The sequence below is a fragment of the Proteiniclasticum sp. genome, from assembly GCF_003514505.1.
In the GTDB taxonomy this organism is placed as follows: domain Bacteria; phylum Bacillota; class Clostridia; order Clostridiales; family Clostridiaceae; genus Proteiniclasticum.
On record NZ_DOPX01000014.1, the window covers coordinates 77999 to 100694 of the forward strand.

Consider the following 22696-nt stretch of genomic DNA (forward strand, 5'->3'; position numbering starts at 1 on the left):
TTAAGTATACACGAAAGACTGGCCGAAAACGAAAGAATCTTACCAAATCTTTATCCATGAAAGGTAGGCGGTAACATGGAAATCAACCTGCCAAAAGGCGTCCGGTACATACTGAAAGAGCTCAGCACAAATGGCCATGAGGGTTATGTAGTGGGGGGCTGTATTCGTGATGTCCTCATAGGGATCACGCCTAAAGACTATGATGTGACCACCTCTGCCACACCTGAGGAAGTCATGGCCTTATTTAAGAAAACCGTCCCCACCGGTCTGAAACACGGTACTGTGGAAGTCCATACCCATGACGGTGCTTTTGATGTGACCACCTACCGAATGGACGGTGAGTATGAAGCCCACAGGTATCCAAAAAATGTCATCTTTGTGGATGATTTGGTAGAAGATCTGAGAAGAAGAGACATCACCATCAACGCCATTGCCTATAATCCCGAGAAAGGTATTATTGACCCTTTCAACGGGACTGAGGACATCCATCGGAGGATTGTCCGGGCAGTAGGAAATCCTATTCTTCGTTTTAAGGAGGATGCGCTTCGCATCTTAAGGGCAGTGAGGCTCTCCACCACCCTTCATTTCAACATAGAAGAGAACACCCTGAAAGCCATGGTGGAAACCATGGATGGCCTCCGGTTCATCAGTGAGGAAAGAATTAGGGAGGAGCTGAATAACATTCTTCTTTCAAAGAATCCTGCCCGTGGAATCCGCATGCTTTTTGATCTGGGGATCATGAAGTATGTCCTGCCGGAACTCATGTCCATGTCTGGATTTCTTCAGCATAATCCTCATCACGATAAGGATGTCCTGGGACATACCCTGGAGGTTTTGAGCCATGTGCCTGCAGATCTTCCAGTGCGTCTTGCCGCTCTTTTCCATGACAGCGGCAAACCTTCAACTTTCACCATGGATGAGAAGGGCATCGGACATTTCTACGGCCATGAGAAGCGTTCAAGAGACATCGCCCATGATGTGCTGATGAGGCTCAAATATGATCATAAAACCATCCGTAAAGTGGAAACCCTGGTTTACTTTCATATGACCAGTACCGAAATGAAAAATGAAGTGAAGCTGAAGAAATTCATAAACAAACTGGGAGTGGAGAATCTCAACGCTCTCATTGATCTTAAGATTGCTGATTTCATAGGGAAGCCGGAAGGAAACGATGAAAAACTATATGAAATCAATAGCTTCAGAAATAGAATAGAACACATCATAAACCGTGGGGATCCTCTCACCGTAAGGGATCTTGCTGTAAACGGAAAGGATATACTTGCTCTTGGTATCCGAGAGGGACAGGAAGTAGGGCGGATCTTGGATGTGCTTCTTGAAAAAGTCCTGAAAAACCCTGATGACAATCATAAAGAACTATTACTTGAATATGCTTCTAAGGAGATTAATCGATGACAACAAATGTGACAAATACAGTTTTAACCATGCTGATTTTGGGTGTACTGGGTTTTATCCTGAAAAAAACCAAAGTCACTGATAAAAGAACAGATAAATTTATTTCTGTTCTTCTTGTAAACTTCTGTACCCCAGCGCTTATGATTCACATCACACTGACCAACTTTTCCTTATCATTTTTCAGAGAATCCTACCTTGGCATCCTTCTTGCCATGTTGACCATGATTCTAATGAACATCATTGCCTGGGGCGTTTCAAGGGCTTTATCCTTAAAAGGAGTGGAGCAGGGAGCATTTGTGTCCATGGCCACCTTCTCCAATACCATTTTTGTAGGACTTCCGCTTATTACAGGAATATTTGGAGACTCTGCTGTTCCTTATCTGATGCTGTACTATATCGCCAACACCCTGACTTTTTGGACCCTTGGCATCTATCAGATCGTGAGAAGCAATGGAAGTGCCTTCAGCAGCAAAAATATCCTGAAAATCCTCAATCCTCCTATCCTTGGGTTCATCGCAGGTATGGTGCTCCTTTACTATAACGTAACTGTCCCCACTTATCTCCTTAGCAGCATCGAGTATCTGAAAATACTTCTGACGCCTCTATCTCTCCTTTTCATGGGAAGTGTCATTGGAGATTTGAGCCTTAAAAATGCTGGAAGTCCAGTAGCCTCAGTTCTTATCCTCAGCATGAGATTTATTCTGTCTCCCATCATCTGTCTGCTCCTTCTGAAGGCTTTTCAAATGCCTGTGGAGCTCATCAAGGTGTTTATTGTCTGTGCTGGTCTTCCAGTGATGCAGAATATCTCCATCGCTGTAGGTCGTTATGGAGGAGATCCTTCATACTCTTCCTTTATGACCGCACTCTCTTCTGCAGTCTTCATTTTTATTATTCCTTTTTTCCTGAAATTATTCACTTTCATTTAGGATGACTTGCTCATCCTTTTTTTTGCACCAAAAAAGAACATATGTTGCTTTTTTATTGCCCGAAAAGAACGTATGTGCTATAATTGACTCAAATATAAGGAGGCGATATGTATGGAGCTTCTGGAAAAAATTAGAATTCTTGCAGATTCAGCGAAATATGATGTTTCCTGTTCCTCCAGTGGAAGCAGCCGTTCTGGGGTTCCTGGTGGTGTTGGCAACGCTGCTGCTGCGGGTATATGTCATAGTTTCACTTCAGATGGAAGGTGCATTTCCCTATTAAAAATTCTTATGACCAACTACTGTATCTATGACTGTGCCTATTGCCAGAACCGGATCTCCAATGATGTGGAACGTGCCGCCTTTGAACCGGATGAACTGGTCCAGCTGACCATGGGATTCTACAGGCGGAACTACATCGAAGGTCTCTTTCTAAGTTCAGGGGTGATTATGAGTCCCGATCATACCATGGAAAGAATGATACGCATTATAAAAACCCTTCGGCAGCGGGAGCGATTCAACGGATATATTCATATCAAGCTTATACCTGGGGCCAGTCCACACCTCATCCATGAGGCTGGGCTTTATGCGGACAGAGTCAGTGTGAATATTGAGCTGCCTGAGGAAGAAAGCTACAAAAGCATCACGCCTCAGAAAAACCGAATTGAGATTCTGAAACCAATGAAGCAAATCGCCACGAATATCCTTGCAAATAGCGAGGAAAGGAGAATCCTGCATAGAACTGAAGACTTTGTACCAGCAGGACAAAGCACTCAGCTCATCATTGGTGCTACACCAGCCAGCGACGGTAAAATCCTTTCACTCAGCCAGAATCTCTACAAGAGCTTTCAGCTGAAAAGAGTCTATTACTCCGCCTATGTGCCTGTCAGTACCCATGCGCTTATGCCGAAGCTTTCCCATCCTCCTCTTCTCCGGGAACATAGAATTTATCAGGCAGACTGGCTGCTCCGGTTCTACCGGTTCTCTGCAGAGGAGCTCTTGTCAGACGGAGAAAATTTTGATATGAATGTGGATCCAAAAACCCAATGGGCTCTCTCCAATATGGCTCTCTTCCCCATGGAGATCAATCGGGTCAGTTATGAAATGCTTCTACGCATACCAGGTATCGGACTCACCTCTGCCAAGCGGATTCTTCGGGCTAGAAAGCTTTCTCCCATCACCTATGATGGTCTGAAAAAAATGGGTGCTGTAATCTCAAGGGCGAAGCATTTCATTCTGATTTCTGGAAAATATTACGGAAATTTCTCTCTGAGACCAGATCTCATATATGAAGCCATCAGTGAAAAGAAAGATCAGATCCAGATGAACTTGTTTGGAGAAATCGATGAATCCCTTGGACTCCATAGTCCTGAAGAAAACCGAGTACTCACAGAGAAGGAGAAAATCAAAAAGCTTCTTCTGGAAAAGACCATCATCAAAAACTCTTTGGCAGGTGGATTATGATGAATGTCATGTTGTTTGACGGTTCAATGGAAGAGCTTCTGGTGGCCGTCTATAGGGTATATGTTGATAAACTTCCTCCTGTTCTCTTTCGGGAAGAACAGTTTACGCCCAATCTCATTGATCATCCTGTGAAAATCCAGTTTAAGGAAGAAGAATTTAATAGAGTCCGAAGCTCCATGCGTGAGAAGTTTTCTGAAGAAGCTTTGGATATCATCACCTACGGATTGAACCACAGCTCTCCTCATGCTCCTACGATGATTCTGAAATTCATCATCAAGTGCTTTGAGAATCCAAAAAATGCCTTTCGGTATCAGGACTCTTTTATCATGGAAGTCACAAGACTTTCTCGTCAGGTTTCTTTAGAAAGTCACCGTTTCATGGGGTTTGTCCGATTCAATCAGTTCGGATCGGTTTTTATGGCGAAAATCAGTCCAGATCACTACATCCTCCCCTTTATCGCAGACCATTTTGCAGAAAGATTCGGTGATATGAACTTTATCATTTATGATGAGAGAAAGCAGGAAGCCCTGTTGTGTCAAGGTGGCAGATGGATCATCCAGAAAAATTTAGCCCTGAACGAAAAACTCTTTCAGAGGGATGCTACCACGGAAGCATGGCAAACCTATTTTAAAAATATCACTATTTCCGCCAGGGAAAATCCCAATCAGCAAAAACGGTCCATGCCTGTCCGATATTGGGTGAATCTTCCAGAGACAGAATCCACATAACTGTTTTCTTATCAAAGACTTTTTATGCAAATCTGTTGAACTTATTCACTCATTTTTCTCTTTGTGTATTTTCTCTGTTTTTATTATTAAATTATAATCTTAAAAAAATAATCAGTAAATTTCACAAATTTCGCACCAGTTGTGCATGCGTGTGCGTACAGTCATACACTTTGTTCTAATGGGATTAGAGAAAATCACTTAAATATCACGTTGAAACACCTTAATCGTTTAAGGTGTTTTCATGGGTTTTGTTAAACATTGAACTAACCTTGGAAAGCAAGGAAAAACAAAGAAAAATCCAGAGCCGGGAAGTCGCTCCCGCTCTGGATTTTCCTTAGTCTCTTTCGCTTTCGGTTCGTTTCTCGGAACTAATCAGCAAATTCAATATGTAATTATTGAGTGAGCGATTATCGCCTTTAGCCTCAGAAGTTAGTTCTTCTTTGAGATCCTGAGGCAGAGTCAGCAGTATCCGAGTTTTATCTTTACCAACAGCCATATAAAAACACCCCTATCTTTATTGCGTGATAAATTATAATCTTATTATACTTCAAATTAAAAAAAATATTAAAGATAATGTTTTTAGTTTATACATATTTCTTTAGAATTTTCGACGGAGTAGAGATAACTCTCTTTTACTTTTAGACCAGTTATGGATGATAACGCCTCACTGTAATAGTCCAGCTGTTCTTTATACCGGTCGGTCAGTACCTTCGAAGCCTCTTTTTCCATAACACGGTCTGTCTTGTAATCCACAATGACAAGCTCATCATTTTCACGGAAATAGCTGTCAATGACACCCACAACCATAACTTCACTCTCGTCGAAATATAATATGAATTTCTGTTCTCTATACAGATTCCCGTCAAGTTCTGCCTTTTGCATTCTTTTTCCAAGATCACTTTCAAGGAACTGAAGAATCTTCCAAGGATTCACGGCGTAGACTTCTTCTTCCGTCATGAGTTCTCGAAGAACAAGACTTTGAAGATCATTATTGATTTCTTCCAGTGAGACACTCTGCAGTGAAATATACTGCATGGCTTTATGAAACGCGGTTCCTCTTTCGGTGGCCTTCAAGCCTCTTTCTTTCATCAGAAATCGAGGTCTTTCCAAAAACTCATCCTTGATGATGGGCTCTGTGTTCTCCGTCTCTTCACCAAGAGCCCTCAACTTCTTCAGCTCAGTCACCGAAATTTTCGATCCTCTGTTTGTCTCTTTCTCATACTTGTATTGGAAGGCAAGTCTTTGCTGTACAAGAAATGCCGAAGCAGGATCTCTGGTCTCATGCAGCGTGAAAACCCCTTCTTCTGTTCCTTCTTCCTCAATCTGATCGAGCATTACACCTTCCTTTGTGTGAACAATGAGCTGTAACGCCACATCTTTCCCGAAGGGATATCTCTCTCCATCCGCTCTATTTTCAGAAAGCTCATGATGTTTCAAGAAGATACTCATCATCCAATCCAGATAGGAAGACCCTTTTTCCACTTTTTCGGAAGACAGTCTGAATGATTCTCCTTGGGAAAGCGCGGTCCATTTTTCCATACTCTTTTCAAGATTCCTGACTTGGCCAGTAATAATGAGCTTCTCCTTTGCTCTTGTGAGTGCTACGTAGAGTATTCTCATCTCTTCTGAGAGACTTTCCAGGAGCCTTTTTCTTTTGATTCTCTCTCTGATAAAGGTTGTATTTTTGATGTTTCTTTCCATATCCACATAACTTGGACCAAATCCTAGGGACTCGTGAAGAATCATAGACTTATTCAGGTCCATCTTATTGAATCTTTTTGAAGTATGCACCAGAAAGACCACAGGAAACTCCAACCCTTTAGATTTATGAATGGACATGATTCTCACCAGGTTCTCATTTTCTCCAAGCATCTTCGCAGCGCCATAGTCCCCCGAGCTCTTCTTAAGCTTATCGATGAATCGGATGAAGTTAAAGAGCCCTTTCATGGTTGTTTCCTCAAACTGCCTGGCGCGTTGAAACAGAAGCTTCAGATTTGCTTGCCTCTCCAGTCCATCTGGCATGGCAGACACATAATCCAGATAGGATGTATCCGTATAGAGGTACCAAATAAATTCATCCAGCTTCATGAATCGGGACTTCAGCCGGTATAGCTCCAACTTTTCCATAAAATCATTCACTTTTTCTGAAAGCGCTTTTTCAAAAGATCCATTTTTTAGATTATGGAACAAAAATTCATCTTTATGAACTTTTCTGATTTCCACAAGCTCTTCCTCGCTGAAGGAAAACAGTGGACTTCTTAACACGGAAAGAAGCGGAATGTCCTGCAACGGATTGTCAATCACCTTCAGGAGCGAAAGGATGGTCCTGATCTCAATGGTGTCAAAATATCCAGTTGAGCTGTCACTGTAAGAAGGAATGTTATTCTCATGCAGTGCCTCCAAAAAGATATTTGCGGTTCTGGATGTCGCTCTCATGAGTATCACAATATCCCGGTAGGTCACTGGTCTTTTACCTTTGATCTCTTTATCGAAAACGAGAAATCCGCTTTTGATAAGCTCATTGATTCTTCCCGCTACAAGCCGCGCTTCCACTTCAATGGATTTATATACAGATAAATCCAGGTCACCTTCCTCCTCTGTGTCATCTTCTGAATCCTCCAGAGCGCTCTTCTCCTCCAGAAGCAGCAGTTCTACGGGTTCCGCTTCTTTGACCCCGGGCTCAACCCCTTCTGCTTCCTCATAGTAGGTAGCTCCATAGATGAGCGCTTCTTCTTTCGTGTACTCCAGCTCTCCGACTTTCTCACTCATGAGTCCTTCAAAAATAAAATTCACCAGAGAAAGGATATTGTTCTGGCTTCTGAAGTTCTTATACAGCAGAATCTTCTTGCCTCTCTCATTTCCATCCTCGCTGTAGTTTTTATACTTTTCCATGAAAAGTTCAGGTTTAGCCTGACGGAAGCGGTAGATACTCTGTTTCACATCACCCACCATAAACACATTGGGCCTCTCTTCCTCTTTTCGGGAGACCATGGTGATCAGCACTTCCTGAACTTCATTGGAGTCCTGATACTCATCCACCAGCACATCTTCATACTTCTCTTTGTAAAACTTAGCCACATCAGAAGGTCCTACCTTGCCATCCTCTTCCACGGTCAGTATCTTCAGTGCCAGATGCTCAAGATCCGAAAAATCCAGAAGACTCTTTTCACGCTTTTTTCGGCTGTACTTCTCCATAAAAAGCTCAGTAAGAGCCTTCAACGCCTGAAGATGAGGGTAGATGACCTTCAGCATCGCTAGATGCTCTTCTTCCGTTTCCGAAAAATAATTCGCTTTCAGACCTTTGACTGTATCTTTCACTTCATCACGAAGGCCTTTGACCATATCAGCCAGGGTTTTATCATATCCTTTCTTTCCTCGTTTCAGTGTGGACCATTTCAATCCCTCGAGATGATCCTTGATTTCATTGAAAGAAGGTTTTTCTTTTAGTATGGAGAGCAGTTCCTCCAGAAGGATCCTGTCCTCCCGCAGGGTTTCAGCATAGGGAAAAAGCAGCGCGTCGTCTTCTGTTAAAGAAATACCCTTGTCAATATGGTTCAGATAAGGCTTAAGGGTTTCCTGGAGTTCTTCCATGAACTCTGCCACCAAGGGGATTTCTGTAAAGGATTTGCCTGACACATCAAACAAAGAAACCTTCTCTTCCAGCCACTGGTATGGCCACGGATGACTCATGATGAAGTGATAGAGAGTAAGAACCAGGTCTCCAAGCTCTTTGTCATCCCGTTTGCCGCCATAGGCATCCACAAGAGAAATGAACTCTTTGCTGCCGATCTCATAGGATTCTTCCAAAGCCTCTTCCAGAGCTTCTTCTCTCATGATGGCCCCTTCTGTTTCATCCGCAATTCTGAATCCAGGGTCAAGACCAATTTCATGAAAATGGCTTCGAATCACTTCCAGACAAAAGGAATGAATGGTCATGATGCTGCTTCTGTTTAATAAGGTCAGCTGCTTTTCAAGATTTCTGTTCCCAGGTTCTTCTTCCAGAGCTTTTATCACCGCTTCTCCGATTCTTTCTCTCATTTCCGCAGCAGCTGCATTGGTAAAAGTCATCACAAGAAGCGCATCAATATCCACCTGATCCTTGGTGATTCTCTGAATGATTCTTTCTACTAGAACCGCAGTCTTCCCTGAGCCGGCCGCTGCAGAAACAAGAAGATTTGTATTTCTTGTTTCAATGGCACTGAGCTGTTCTTTCGTCCACTGGTTACTCAACGGCATTCTCCCCTTTCTTCATTTTCTCCCATAGTTCTTCAATGGTCAGCGCCTTCAGATTTCTGTACTGATTCGCTTTTATTTTTCCATCAAACTGACAAATACTCTTATAGGTGCAGTAGGTGCATGGAATCTTATCCTTATCCTTATAGGGCTGGATAGAAATGTTCCCATCAAAGAGCTCTTTCAGAATTCTTCCAATGGTATCCAGCACATACTCACGAAGCACACCAAATTCCTGCTCTGTCAGAATGATCTCCTCATTCTTCTCTTTCCTGTTGGAGGAAGAAACCACTTCCCCCTCTTTGTTGATCTTCGCCGGTACCACCAATGAGAATGTATCAATGTCCTCATCCATGGATCGGATCACTTTGGCATCTTTAAGAAGAAGACCCTTAAGTCTTAAGTTCTCCAATACCTTTCTTTCAATTTCCTCATCTGTCATTCTGACATTTCCGGAAATCACCGGGTTGTCCATTTTAAAGTAAAGAACCGCACCTGGCACCGCCTTTTGGGACTGTAGACTTTCCCAGTTTCTGAGAACTACATCCAGGTAAACCAGCAGCTGCAGCTGAAGACCATAGAATACATCCTGGAGGGAAACATCTTTCGCAGAAGACTTGTAATCAATGATTCTGATATAAGCTTTCCCGTCCATTTCCATGACATCAATTCTGTCAATTCTTCCCCTGAGCAGTGCATCCTCTCCAGTATCAGGAATTTCGATGGATAATGCCGGCAGCTTTTCTCCATCTTTTCCGAATCCAAGTTCATTGAACATGGGTACAAACTTTCCCTTAGCGATCTGAGCCGTGATGGTTTCTACTGAGCGGTTGATGATTTTCTTCACTTTTTCGCCCATATGTTTGTATCTGGGAGAGCTTTTGTAGATTGCATTTGTTTTTTCTATCGCCTCATCAACCAGGCGATCCACAGCGCTTCTGATATAGTTCTTGTCCACGGTAGACAGATCCCTCTCCATACCCCTCAGATCTTCCGTAAACTGATCGATGACTTCATGCATCAGTGTACCCACGTCTGGTGCTGTCACCTCATGCATGACTCTATCTTTTGCCTTCAGTCCATATTGGATATAATACGCAAAAGGACAGGAGGTATACCGTTCAAGCCTTGAAACACTTAAATACAGCTGCTCACCATAGAGTTCTTTCACAGAGGTTCTGGAAAGCTTCTCCGTTACATTGGTATAAGAAAGTCCTTCTCTAGAAATCTTCAGTCGCCTGCTGAACTTCTCATGACCTTGAAACCACTGGTACACTTCACCCCAAAGAGGATTTACTTCATCCCCTTGGTAGTTTCTTCTCATCTCTTTAATGAGCTCATTAAAAGTAGCCACCTTACTTTCCACTTCCTCCAGCGTTCCGCTTTTTCTGTCCATTGGATTCACATAAGCGTTCTCCATGAGTTTGGGAAAGAGCTTTTTCATACGCCCAATGACCAGGGAGGGTCTTTGGGACTTTCCGTCCAGATCTGACCCCGGATAGGAAATAGCTAAAAAATCTCTCGGAATAGAAAATGCAGTGTACACTAAAAACTGCTCATATACAGAACGCAGTTTTGAATCCACAAGGAAGCTCAAGCCTTCCGCCTTCAGTTTCTCCAGATCATGGTCCGTAATGATTCCTTCATCAGAAACCGTTTTGGGGAAAACTCCGTCATTCACTCCAAGAATATATAGACCTCTGATGTTATCACTTTTTACCCTGGCCACATCTCCAAGAATCACCTGGTCCAAAGTCAGCGGAATGAGCGCAATTTTATGGCTGACCATGGCTTGCTGAAGAATGTCTCCATATACTTCCAATGATACTTTTTCTTTTCCGAGCACCTCCACCAGATCGTCAAAGATGGTGATCAGTCCCTTGAGTGTCTCTTCATGCTCTTTCAGAACTTCCAAATCCTTAAGGGATGAAACAAAACTCAGGGAGCGGTTCAACACACCATGCTCCTCCAGATGCTCATAAAGAGCGGCGGAAATTTCCTCTGTGGTGGACGCATTCTCCAGCTGGACTCGCAAAGGCTGATACACAGAAACTATTTTTTCTCTGATTTCGTTGGTCTTTTCTAGATACTCCGCCTTCATCTCCTCGGGCACAATATTCGGGTACGGATAAACAAAAGGTTTTTCATAGGTTCCCCCCTTTATGCCATTTGCTAGAATGTAGTTTTCCAAAAGGTCCACTTCTTCTTTCTCCAAATGAGAGAGGCCAGTTTTAAGCAGCTTGAACAGCGCATCATAGGTGAACCCTTCTTTGGCAATATCCACCAAAGCCAAAATGTACTGAGAAATAGGACTTCCATCCATTTCCCTTCTCTTATCCAAAAATACTGGTATCTCATGTTCACGGAAAACGGAGATCAGTATACTCTCATACGCATCAATATTTCTGCAAAGAATCGCTAAATCGCGGTATCTCAGTGTATCATCCTCCCGGACTCTTCTACGGATGTCCAGTGCGATCTTTTCCACCTCATCATAGCTGTTCTGGGCTTTGTAGATGGATACAGACTGAGGCACCTCATTGTAGGTTTTATTGGGATATCTGAAATACTCCCGCTCCAGATGAGCCAGCTCCTTATTCTCCCTAAATCTCAACGGTACTTCCTCTGATAGAATCAAGGGTTTTTCGATGGAGACCTGAGCTCTTTCGGCAGCCTGAAACAGTTTATCTTCCGTATCTTTTGTGATCTGAAATACATCTCCCGTTTCTTCATCCTTATCCATGGTCAGCGTCATCACAACCCGCTTTACATTCCTCATAAGATGCTCAATGAAACTCAGCTGCACAAGAGAAAAATCATTGAACTCATCAATGAACACCTCTGCATTCTTCAGAAAATCAGCCTTCTCCATGCGCTCCCCAGCAAAGGTGATTTCATCCATGGAATCCACATGACCTTTATGGACTTCTTTCTCATAAGCTTCAAAAAAAAGAAGGATATCACCAAACTTCTGAGTGAGCTCTGCATCTCCTGATGACACCACAGCTTCTCTCAGTTTTTCTGGATCCAGATTGTTACGTTTCATCTCATCCGCAAGATTTTTAGCCAGTTCCACAAACCCAGGTTTTCTTGCCACGTTACGGAAAAGAACAAGGTCTTCTTCCACATCCGTCAAAGTCTTGGTCATGAGCATACTCTTTCCTAAATCTGAAATCAGATTATGGGTAGCCCCACCTGCGTTCTGAAGGATTCTGCGGATCATGGTAGAAAAACTGTGGACTGTGACGTGAAACACATTTTCCTTACCCAGTTCTTTCAATAGCTTCTGCTCCGCACGGAACGTATACTGATCCGGCACTAGAAGAATCATGCTTCTTTCAGGGACCTCTTTCCTTCTTCTTTTGATTTCTTCGTATATTTCTTTGGTTTTGCCACTTCCTCCACGTCCGTAGATCAGTTTAAAACTCACAAAACCACCCCTTTCTCACATTTTTATCCTTTAGTCCATTATACTATAAGAGGTATCCCAAAATACGTACACAAATACACCTGTTTGGAATACATTTTAATCAGGACGTGTCCCTTCCCACTTTTCACCCTCTAGCTGATTCATCTGAGAGACGCATCTCAGATGAATCTCTGAAATACAGAATGCCCAATTTCTATTGACAGCTGGTCCTTCGCCTTGCTATAATGTGTTTTGTGGTAATTGAATATTAGATTACTTCGGTTGTGGAGAACTACTCAAGAGGCCGAAGAGGCGCCCCTGCTAAGGGCGTAGGTCGGGTAACCGGCGCGAGGGTTCAAATCCCTCGTTCTCCGCCATATTAAAGTCATGTATTAGTTTGAAACTAATACATGACTTTAATTATTTATTTTATAGTTCATGTGAACTTATCTTTTACTATCAAAGTTATGAACTGGAGAAAATAAATGAGTGATACTTACAGTATTAGACCAGCAACTGAAAAAGATGAATCAGCTATGATAACCTTGTCAAGAATCGTAGCAGAATGCTACACTCGTTCATACCTTGGCAATCAGGTTGTCGACTGGTATATAAATAGCGGCAATTGTGATGCAGATATGAGAAAAGGACTGAAGAACTCTACTGTGCTTCTTCTTGATGAAAAAATCATTGGTATTATGACTTGGCATGAGAATCAGCTGCAAGGTTTTATGATTGATCCAGACTATCATGGTACAGGTGCCGCTCAGTATTTTTGCAATCAGATCATTCCAGAGAAACTTAATTTATATAAAGAGCTCCATTTAGAATGTTTTGATAGAAATCATAGGGGCATTTCTTTTTATAAAAAGAATGGCTGGAAAGAATATGGACGTCTCAAAGATGAACTGATACATGGATTCAGAATCTTGTTTAAACTGGAAAAATGACAAATACTTCGTGTGGTTACGATCCAGCTTTAGAACTTACCTGCTGTGCAAACTCGTTAATATACCTATGAAAAAGCCACCTGTATGGAGCAGTAAATCACTCCTTCAGGTGGCTTTCAGATTTTCAGTTTAGCTCTGAGCACTCAAGAAAGCTTCAATTTCTTCCTTCGTAGGAAGTGATGGCTGTGCGCCAAGCTTTGTACAGGTAAGAGCTCCAGCAGCATTGGCAACCCTAGCTGCCTCTCTAAGATCCTTTGTTTCCACGAAGGCTTTCGCCAGCACACCTGTGAAAGCATCTCCTGCAGCAGTTGGATCTACGGCATTGATCTTGAAAGGAGGGACGATTTCATCATATTCTTCTCCATAGAGGTACGATCCATTAGCGCCCATCTTCAGCACAATATACTTAGCCCCGTTTCTTTCTTTTAGAAGCTTTGCCGCCTCTCGTGCACTTTCATGGTCCTTGGGGTAAATTCCAACCAATGCTTCTGTTTCCGTCTCATTAGGGGAAAGAATCGTTACTGGTGGGAGACCTTCCAGGTCGTACTTCTGTGCAGGACCTGCATCAAGTACCGTAATAATGCCCTTCTCATTGGCAATTTCTATTGCTCTCTTGTTTGTTTCGAAAGGAATCTCAAACTGCAGAAGTACTGCGTCAAATGGATCTTGAAATGCCTCTTCCAGCTGATCTGGAGGTGTTTTCATATTGGCACCCGGGAAAATGATCAGTCTGTTCTGGCCACTGTCTTCTAGAGTAATGGCAACAAACCCAGTGTTTGCTCCTTCTCTTTCAATGACATGGTCTGTTTTAATTCCCGCTTCCTTCCATTTGTCCAGCAGATACTGTCCATTTGCATCTTTTCCAACCGTTGAGTAGCAGGCAACCTCTGCTCCTGCTCTTCTTGCTGCGACAGCAGCATTACTGCCTTTACCACCAGGTGCATTGCTGTAATCGTGGCCCAGAACACTTTCACTTGGTTTAGGCGCTCTTTCACAGCGTAAAATCAGATCCATCATGACACTTCCAACCATCAGTATACGTGCAGACATTTTACTACCTCCTAAAAAATAAAATTCACTTTGGCTTTACAGTATCATAATGAGAAATTTCCGTCAATTTGCGGTTTTCTGTCAGTTTGAGGTGCGCCACTGATGGAAAACACCTGTCTCTCATTGGAATGCAAGCCTTCCAGAATCTCAGAGCTTTTCTGATGGTCTGCTCCCAGGTTTTGGACACAGAAATTTTATATCTTACAGTACCAACTGCCGCACGGTTCAATAAAACATAAGAGTTTGTGATTTTTCATGCAGATATTACCGCTATGATGCTCCTTGAAAACCTTTTGATTTTTTAAAATGATAATTAAAAATAAAAAACTTGCAATATTTTTTTAGGCGTTGTAAGATGACAACAATAATTTAACTGCGTTGAAAAGAAATAGTATCTTATGCAAAGCTATCAGAGAGTTTTTGGTTGGTGTGAAAAAACAGTGGCGCATTTGGGAACACATCTTTGAGCTGTACCTGCAAAATTTCTATGGAAAGAGTAGTGGGTGCCGGGAATCCTTGTCATCCGTTATCAAGACTAGAGTATGATTGTACTCGATGAGGTCAGGCGCCGTGAGGTGTTTGATGAAATAAGGTGGAACCACGAAGAGATATCGTCCTTAGTCAATTTTGACTAAGGGCTTTTTTTTCTTTCAAAGAAGTTAAATCAAAAAAAAGGAGGACACTATCATGAAAAAACTAATTCCAATTCTACTCGGACTTTTACTTCTCGCAGGTTGTGCAGGAGGCACAAAAAATGAGGATACCTTTGATGCCATGATGGAGAAAGGTGAAATCGTTGTTGGTCTTGATGATACTTTTGTACCCATGGGGTTCAGAAATCCTCAGGGTGAACTCGTTGGGTTCGATGTGGATCTTGCTAGAGAAATCTTCACAAGAATTGGACTTACTCCTAAATTCCAGCCCATTGACTGGTCTTTGAAAGAAAGTGAACTGAACAGCGGAAACATTGATGTGATTTTCAATGGATACACCATCACCGATGCCCGTAAGGAAAAGGTCAACTTCTCCACCCCCTATATGGAGAACACTCAAATCATCATCACCTTGGCCAGCTCCGATATCAAGTCTAAAGAAGACCTGAAAGGTAAGGCTGTTTCTGTACAGAAAGAGTCCAGTGCTTATGATGCGGTTTCAAAAGACACTGACATCTATGAGAACCTGAAAAATGGAGAACTCATTACTTTCGACTCCAATCTGGACCTGTTTCTTGATCTGGAAGCCGGAAGAAGCGACGCCATTGTTCTGGATGAGGTCTTTGCAAGATACGTTCTTCTCAGCAAGAATATAGAAGACTATAGAATTCTTGAGGATAATTTTGGAGAAGAAGAATATGGTATCGGCTTTAGAAAATCTGATGTGACGCTTCTTGAAAAGACCAATGAAACTTTGGCGGAACTCATAGAAGACGGAACCTTCGATGAAATCAAAAAGGTGTATATCAATGATTGACATGATCACAACCAGTTATCCTTTGCTTTTGGAGGGTCTTTCCCAGACCCTCTTCTACTTCATCACCACCATGGTCACATCCGGACTTCTTGGACTTCTCGTGGCATATCTTTATACCCTGAAGCCTCTGAAGCCAGTGTTGTCCTTCTATATCTCCGTGGTGCGAGGAACTCCGCTTCTCCTTCAGCTGATCTTCATCTATTTCGGTCTGCCTTACTTTGGCATCACACTCAGCAGAATGAACGCAGCACTTCTAGGGTTCACCTTCAATTACACCGGCTATATTGCTGAAATCCTAAGGGGCGGGATGGAGAGCATTCCGAAAGACCAGAAGGACGTGGCTTTTGTTCTTGGATTCAGCAGAAGATATACCTTCTTCCGGATTCTTCTGCCTTTGGGGATCCGAAACAGTTTTCCATCTTTAGCCAATGAAGTGCTGGTGCTCCTGAAGGACACTGCGCTGATCTACGCTCTCGGACTCAGTGAGCTGATCAAGGTCTCAAGAACTCTGGCCAATATCTATGTTTCTGGTACACCTTTCCTCATTGTAGGGCTGATTTATTTCACCTTAAGCTTCTTCTTGGAAAAAGGACTCAAGAAACTTGAAAAACGAATGAGGAGGGTTACGTTATGATATTCGAGGCAAAAAACATCAAAAAAACCTATGGAGATCTCACCGTACTGGAAAACCTGTCCTTTGAGGTGGACAAGAATGAGATTGCGGCGATTCTAGGCCCTTCAGGAATCGGAAAATCAACCCTCTTAAAGTGTATTGTTCAGCTGGAGAGCATTGACAGTGGCTCTTTTGTGCTAAATGGAGAAACACTCACAGAAAAAAACAGGACTCAAGTGGGCTTGGTCTTTCAGTCTTCCTCTCTCTTTCAGCACAAAAATGTGCTGGAGAACCTTCTGATGGCGCCACGCTATCATAAACTGTATGAAGATAAGGAACTGCTTTCCATGGCGGACAGGTATCTGCAGGATTTTGGCCTGCTCGAAAAGAAGTTTGCATACCCCTCCGAACTCTCAGGGGGCCAGAAGCAAAGAATCGCCATCATCAGAGCTCTTCTATTAAAACCTCTTCTCCTGTGTTTTGATGAACCCACCAGCAGTCTGGACCAGGAGAATAAAATGCTTCTTTTGGATATACTTCAGAAAATCAAAAAAGATCATGCGATTCTCATCGTCTCCCACGACGAGGACTTCATCGAAAAGGTTGCGGACAAAAAGATTCAGCTGCGTTAGTTTTTTTACATATCTTTCAGAAAATCAGCTATACTTGAAATAGAGAACACTCTATAAGGACGTGATGTATGTGTCTTTGATTACTTATTTTCTCTATTTCATCATTTATAGTTTTCTAGGTTGGCTTTATGAATCTATTTTATGTTCCATCACTGGAAAAAAGCTTGTGAACAGAGGGTTTCTCAACGGCCCCGTCTGCCCTGTCTATGGATTTGGTGCGCTGCTGATTGTACTGGTTTTCTACGGAAAAGAGACCAGCCTTCTTCCGCTTTTTCTGTCCAGTATGGTTCTGACCAGTGTCGTGGAGTACTTCACTGCTGTTCTTCTGGAAAAACTCTTCCACGCCAGGTGGTGGGATTATTCCGGACGTCCTTTCAATATCCATGGCCGGGTTTATCTCACTGGAGCTTTGGTTTTTGCTGCTTTATCCGTGTTCATCATAAGGTTTCTCCATCCTTTTGTGGAGTCCATGATTGGCACCTTATCCGCCAGTTCAAAAACCACCCTCTCCATTACGCTTTTCCTCATCCTTCTCATCGATCTTTTCATCACCGTCAGGCATCTTCTTCTCCTTCGTCTTCGCATCAGCGCTGTTCGGGATGAGTTTGACAGACTGGTGAAGGAAGGTGAACTGAAACTGGATGAACTGCGGCAGATCCTCCAAAGCAAACTGGAAGGTACGGTGCTGTATACCGATCGGGTGAAAGCTCTCTTTCAGAAAGGCCGCTATCAGAACAGGCGAATCTTCAATGCCTTTCCAAACCTCACCGCCTTAAAGAACAACGAGATCTTCAGCAAACTCAAAAGCAGTTTTCTGGAAAACAAGAAAAAACTGGATGACAAGATCCGCAACTTCAACAATCATCTGTGAGAAGCTCCAAAGGCTTCTCTTTTTCTTTTGATGTTCCTTCTTCAACCCCACAGAAGTCAAAGGATTCATGAACTTTGTTACGAATAAATGAACAATATACAGATTGACCGTAAATTTAATTGTATGCTATTGAATTTTGTGTTCGGTTAGTTTATAGTAAAGGCATACAGTTAATAACCGCTCCCACTACAGGGAGTTTTCTAGATAATAAAAGTAATCGTTGAAAACAAAATTGGAGGAATGAAAGAATGAAACATGAATTACCAAAACTGCCTTATGAGTACAGTGCACTGGAGCCTTATGTAGATGCAGAGACCATGGAGATCCATTACAGCAAGCATCATCAGGCTTATGTGAACAATCTGAATGCTGCTCTTGAGAAGTATCCAGAGCTGCAGGAAAAAGACATCAAGGATCTCGTTGCAGACCTTAATGCAGTTCCAGAAGATATCAGAGGCGCTGTAAGAAATAATGGTGGCGGACACCTCAATCACTCCATGTTCTGGAAGATGATGAAGAAAGCAGAAGGACAGGCTCCAGAAGGAGAACTCCTGACAGCAATCAATGAGAAGTTCGGAAGCTTTGATGAATTCAAGAGTGTATTCGCAAAGGCTGGCGCAACAAGATTTGGATCAGGTTGGGCATGGCTGGTAGTAAAGGATGGAAAGCTTGATGTAGTATCCACACCAAACCAGGACAATCCGATCACAGACGGACTTACACCAATCCTGGGACTAGACGTTTGGGAGCATGCATACTATCTGAAGTATCAGAACAGAAGACCTGAATACATCGAAAACTGGTTCAACGTAGTGAATTGGGACGAAGTTGCAAAACTTTACAGCGAAGCAAAATAAGTAACCCCTCAAATTGATATATATTTTAACTGGCCTATGATGAAAAATCCTGCTGTTCCCCCGGCAGGATTTTTTTCTGCCTATTTTTCTAAAAATGAAATACAGAATATGAAACGAAAATACAGAAGTTCCCATCCTTTCAAAACCTTCTGTCAATTTTACGGTAAGATAAGGATAACTAATGATTTCTGGAGGAGTATATGAGAAAGATTACACTAGATGAGTTCAAAAATTATACCTTTCTGTCTGGGATAGACCATGCCCAAGGCGGTAAATTTGCAGCATTTGCAGTGCACAAAGTGGACCTGGATGGCAACAAATATCTTTCCAACCTGCATCTCTACGATGTGGAAAAAAATGCAGTACGAAAACTGACTTCTTTCAACAAAGAGTCTTCTTTCAAATGGCTGAACGAAGAAGAGATTGTATTTTCAACCATTCGGGATGATAAGGATAAGGAGGACAGTGAGTCCCTCAAAGAATTCACTCAGGTATATAAAATACATATTCATGGTGGTGAAGCGGATAAATTCATCCGTTTCAACAAGAGAGTCTCCAGCTATGAGTTTCTCAAAAATGGCATGATTCTCGCATCTGTCTATTTTGACAACAATGCCAAGGATCAGCTGAACCTGGACGAAAAAGAGCTCTCTGAAGAGCTGAAGAGACTCAAAGAGGAAAAAGATTATGAAGTCCTCGAAGAGATTCCTTACTGGTCCAACGGAGGAGGTTTCACATCCAGAAAGAGAAACAGGCTCGCTTTATTTGACAGTGAAGGAAATTTCCAGAAGTATCTTTCGTCAGAATATACAGATGTGGAACTGATTAAGCTCAGCAAGGACAAAAGCCATGCTGTGATCCTTTCCTCCACATTCACAGATAAGATGCCCCTCTATAATGAACTGTCCATTTTTGACGGTGTCAATGTGCTGCCTCTAGAAACCAAAGGACTATCCCTGTCCTATGCTGATTTTCTAAGTGACACAACACTGATTCTCACCGCAACGGATATGAAATATCTGGGCATCAATGAAAACGGCAAGTTCTACAAATACGATCTGGAAAAAGGAGAACTGACACTGCTGACGAAAGACCTGGATATGTCTCTGTACAGCTCTGTAGGCAGTGACGCACGATACGGTGGAGGAAAGCAGCGCGGTGTTTATAACGGAGAGCTCTACTTCACAACAACAAAGGGAACAGATTCTCATCTGATGAAGGTGAACGGGGAAGGAGAACTTACAGAAGTGCTTGCAGAGGAAGGTTCTGTGGACTCCTTCAGCATAGAAGAAGGACATCTTCTCTATATCGGCATGAAAAATACAACACTTCAGGCACTTTATGCTATTGAAGACGGCTCCTCCAGGAAGATCACAACCTTTAATGATTGGATCCATGAAGAACTGAAACTTTCCCTCCCTGAAACACTATCCTATCCTTTAGAGGATGGCAGAACCATTGATGGTTTTGTTCTAAAACCTGCTGATTATGAAAAAGGAAAGAAGTATCCCGTACTTCTTGAAATCCATGGCGGACCCAAAACGGTCTATGGATCGGTCTTCTATCATGAGCTTCAGTATTTTGCCAGTGAAGGATACTTTGTTATTTTCTGTAATCCAAGAGGAAGTGATGGAAAAGGAAACGACTTCTCCGACATCCGAGGGCTCTACGGCGCCATTGATTACGAAGATCTCATGAACTTCACAGACCTCGCTCTGGAAACCTATGAAGACATGGATCCATCGAATCTGTTTGTCACTGGTGGTTCTTACGGGGGCTTCATGACCAACTGGATCATCGGACACACCCACAGATTCAAGGCTGCAGCTTCCCAAAGAAGCATCTCCAACTGGATCTCCATGTTCAACACCACAGACATTGGATACTACTTTGCAGATGATCAGACTGCTTCTTCTCCATGGGAAAACCACGAGAAGATGTGGGACCAGTCTCCACTGAAATATGCAGATCAGGTAAAAACACCGACCCTGTTCATTCATTCAGAAGAAGACTACAGATGCTGGCTCACGGAAGGTCTCCAGATGTTCACCGCGCTCAAATATCACGGCGTGGAATCAAGACTTTGTATGTTCCGGGGTGAGAACCATGAACTCAGCCGCTCTGGAAAACCTAAGCATAGAGTCCGAAGGCTTACGGAGATTGATGAGTGGTTCAAAAAGTTCCAGCCTAAAGAAAGCTAACGACGCATATCTCTAACACTCCTATATAGTTGAACTGGCTTCCCGGCCAGTTCATTTTTTTCATCATTGACAAACCGATCTCATTTCCCCTATAGTAATAAAAATCAGATAATTAAAGACAGGTGGTGGAGTTCTTGAATAAAAACAAATTTCGTAACCTTCTCAGAAGTGCTGATGCCAGCATCCCTTGTGATACCGTGTTTACAGGTGGAAAAGTGCTCAGCGTGTTCAGTGGAGTTCTGGAAGATGTTACATTTGCAGTGACCGATGGGATGATTGTGGGTTTTGGCGAAAGCTATGAATCCAATCACGTGGTGGACCTGAAAGGAAAAATAGTTGTACCCGGTCTCATCGATTCTCATATCCATATTGAATCCACTTTGGCTACCCCAAAGGAGTTTTCAAAAGCCGCCATCAGGCATGGCATCACAACCGTCATCATGGACCCTCATGAGATCGGAAACGTTCTTGGCACCAAGGGTTTGGATTTTATGCTGGAGTCCTCCAAAAATCTTCCTGTAACCTTTCAGATGATGCTGCCCTCCTGTGTTCCCGCAACCATCCACGAAACATCAGGTGCGATCCTTCGTGCCGAGGACCTGGCTCCTTACTATGAGGATCATCGTGTGTCAGGGCTTGCAGAAATGATGGATCTTACCGGTGTGAAGACCACTAGAGATGATGTGCTTCAAAAACTTATGGATGCAAAAAAGCACCGCAAGACTCTCGATGGACACGGGGCAGGTCTCAGTGATATGGACAATAATCTTTACCGCGTGGCGGGCATTTCAACAGATCATGAATGCACTACCGTAGAAGAAGCCAAAGACAGGCTTTCTAAAGGATTCTATGTCCATATCAGAGAAGGCTCCGTGGCGAAGAATTTTGATACGCTTTTGCCAGTGGTAAACAAAAACAACCATCACCGCTTTACTTTCTGCACCGATGACATCTATATTGATGATCTTTATGAAAACGGCAGCATTGACACCATGATCCGAAAAGCCATCGCATCTGGACTGGATCCCATAGATGCAATAAAAATGGCCACCTTAAATCCAGCCACCTGCTATCACCTGCAAGACCTTGGCGCTGTAGCTCCAGGATACCAGGCGGATTTTGTGGTCCTAAAGAACCTGGAAAGCTTCCATATTCACTCCGTGTATCAGAAGGGCCACTGTGTGTTTCAGGAAGAAGAGGTGATCTTCCCTTATAAAAATCATCCATTGCCCGCTCTTCCCCGCACAGTCACACTAAAAAAACTGACTCTGGAGGATCTTTCCATGGTATCAGGCACAGGGATTCTCCATGTGATTGAAATACTGTCCAATAGCCTTCTCACAAATCATCTGGTGCTTGAAACACCAATAAATCAGGAAGTGAACATTGGACCCATGGCAGATCTGGCAAAGCTCTTTGTCATGGAACGTCATGGAAACCATGGCAATATGGGAAAAGGCATCGTCAAAGGATTCAAAATGAAAAGCGGCGCAGTGGCCACCACCATCGCCCATGATTCCCATAATCTGGTGGCATTGGGTGTCAATGATGAGGATCTTCTCGTTGCCGTCCGAAGGATCGAAGAGATCGGTGGCGGACTGGTTCTTGTGGAGAACAAAAAAATACTGGCGGAGCTCCCCCTAGAAATCGGTGGTCTCATGTCCAGTGCGCCCTTAGAGGAAATCACAGAAAAGCTTCATAAAGTCCGAGAGATGGAGAAGATGCTCTTTGATGAGCTGGACTTCAATCCCTTCCTGACCCTATCCTTCCTCACACTCCCGGTGATCCCCACGTTGAAAATCACCGACAAAGGACTTTTTGACACAAATCAGCAGACTTTCATCACCTTTGATGAAGAGGTGCAGCAATAACTAGAGTTGAT

15 protein-coding genes, 1 tRNA gene and 1 other annotated feature are annotated in these 22696 nt (G+C 43.0%); of the genes, 13 read left to right on the plus strand and 3 right to left on the minus strand.

Translation table 11 applies throughout. The annotated features are described in order from the left end of the window. Window positions 1-75 precede the first annotated feature (75 nt). The 4 genes from DEF30_RS04265 to DEF30_RS04280 all read left to right on the plus strand — a co-directional run bounded on the left by DEF30_RS04265 (window position 76) and on the right by DEF30_RS04280 (window position 4528). On the plus strand, window positions 76-1413 hold the full coding sequence (locus DEF30_RS04265; protein ID WP_294096830.1) for an HD domain-containing protein: 1338 nt from the start codon (window positions 76-78) through the stop codon (window positions 1411-1413). Next, window positions 1410-2339, plus strand: a complete 930-nt coding sequence (locus DEF30_RS04270) for an AEC family transporter (protein ID WP_294096831.1) — start codon at window positions 1410-1412, stop codon at window positions 2337-2339. The genes DEF30_RS04265 and DEF30_RS04270 overlap by 4 nt, the downstream gene beginning before the upstream one ends. Window positions 2340-2450: 111 nt before the next feature. Further along, entirely contained in the window at window positions 2451-3800 is a 1350-nt protein-coding gene (locus DEF30_RS04275; RefSeq protein WP_294096833.1) for a putative DNA modification/repair radical SAM protein, read from the plus strand. After that, on the plus strand, window positions 3797-4528 hold the full coding sequence (locus tag DEF30_RS04280; RefSeq protein ID WP_294096834.1) for a TIGR03915 family putative DNA repair protein: 732 nt from the start codon (window positions 3797-3799) through the stop codon (window positions 4526-4528). Before DEF30_RS04275 ends, DEF30_RS04280 begins: the two co-directional genes overlap by 4 nt. 579 nt (window positions 4529-5107) lie before the next feature. Here the strand turns inward: DEF30_RS04280 and addA are convergent. Together addA and addB are read right to left on the minus strand one after the other, a co-directional pair. Next, window positions 5108-8758, minus strand: a complete 3651-nt coding sequence (addA, locus tag DEF30_RS04285) for a helicase-exonuclease AddAB subunit AddA (protein ID WP_294096835.1) — start codon at window positions 8756-8758, stop codon at window positions 5108-5110. Continuing rightward, window positions 8751-12191, minus strand: a complete 3441-nt coding sequence (gene addB / locus DEF30_RS04290; protein WP_294096837.1) for a helicase-exonuclease AddAB subunit AddB — start codon at window positions 12189-12191, stop codon at window positions 8751-8753. Before addB ends, addA begins: the two co-directional genes overlap by 8 nt. 265 nt (window positions 12192-12456) lie before the next feature. On the opposite strand from addB, the gene DEF30_RS04295 reads away from it, so the two are divergent. Together DEF30_RS04295 and DEF30_RS04300 are read left to right on the plus strand one after the other, a co-directional pair. Then, window positions 12457-12547: transfer RNA gene (locus DEF30_RS04295), tRNA-Ser, on the plus strand. A gap of 108 nt (window positions 12548-12655) precedes the next feature. After that, window positions 12656-13120: a GNAT family N-acetyltransferase gene (locus DEF30_RS04300; RefSeq protein WP_294096839.1), complete on the plus strand. Its 465-nt coding sequence runs from the start codon at window positions 12656-12658 to the stop codon at window positions 13118-13120. A gap of 129 nt (window positions 13121-13249) precedes the next feature. On the opposite strand, the gene DEF30_RS04305 is transcribed toward DEF30_RS04300, so the two are convergent. Further along, window positions 13250-14170: a PfkB family carbohydrate kinase gene (locus DEF30_RS04305; RefSeq protein ID WP_294096841.1), complete on the minus strand. Its 921-nt coding sequence runs from the start codon at window positions 14168-14170 to the stop codon at window positions 13250-13252. 369 nt (window positions 14171-14539) lie between these two features. Further along, window positions 14540-14792 (plus strand) — a binding site (T-box leader). A gap of 65 nt (window positions 14793-14857) precedes the next feature. On the opposite strand from DEF30_RS04305, the gene DEF30_RS04310 reads away from it, so the two are divergent. The 7 genes from DEF30_RS04310 to ade all read left to right on the plus strand — a co-directional run bounded on the left by DEF30_RS04310 (window position 14858) and on the right by ade (window position 22685). Further along, entirely contained in the window at window positions 14858-15640 is a 783-nt protein-coding gene (locus DEF30_RS04310) for an amino acid ABC transporter substrate-binding protein (protein WP_294096843.1), read from the plus strand. Continuing rightward, window positions 15633-16274, plus strand: a complete 642-nt coding sequence (locus DEF30_RS04315) for an amino acid ABC transporter permease (RefSeq protein ID WP_294096845.1) — start codon at window positions 15633-15635, stop codon at window positions 16272-16274. Before DEF30_RS04310 ends, DEF30_RS04315 begins: the two co-directional genes overlap by 8 nt. Beyond that, a complete protein-coding gene (locus tag DEF30_RS04320) occupies window positions 16271-16885 on the plus strand; it encodes an ATP-binding cassette domain-containing protein (protein WP_294096847.1) in 615 nt (204 codons plus the stop codon). The genes DEF30_RS04315 and DEF30_RS04320 overlap by 4 nt, the downstream gene beginning before the upstream one ends. A gap of 76 nt (window positions 16886-16961) precedes the next feature. Then, window positions 16962-17756 carry a putative ABC transporter permease gene (locus DEF30_RS04325; RefSeq protein WP_294096849.1) on the plus strand — a complete coding sequence of 265 codons (795 nt, stop codon included), beginning with the start codon at window positions 16962-16964 and terminating at the stop codon, window positions 17754-17756. Window positions 17757-18004: 248 nt separating this feature from the next. Next, the gene (locus tag DEF30_RS04330; RefSeq protein ID WP_031576828.1) at window positions 18005-18613 is read left to right on the plus strand and encodes a superoxide dismutase; all 609 of its coding nucleotides are present in this window, start codon (window positions 18005-18007) and stop codon (window positions 18611-18613) included. Between the two features lie 200 nt (window positions 18614-18813). Next, on the plus strand, window positions 18814-20814 hold the full coding sequence (locus tag DEF30_RS04335; protein ID WP_294096851.1) for a S9 family peptidase: 2001 nt from the start codon (window positions 18814-18816) through the stop codon (window positions 20812-20814). 134 nt (window positions 20815-20948) lie between these two features. Beyond that, the gene (ade, locus tag DEF30_RS04340) at window positions 20949-22685 is read left to right on the plus strand and encodes an adenine deaminase (protein WP_294096853.1); all 1737 of its coding nucleotides are present in this window, start codon (window positions 20949-20951) and stop codon (window positions 22683-22685) included. The last annotated feature ends 11 nt before the right edge of the window (window positions 22686-22696 follow it).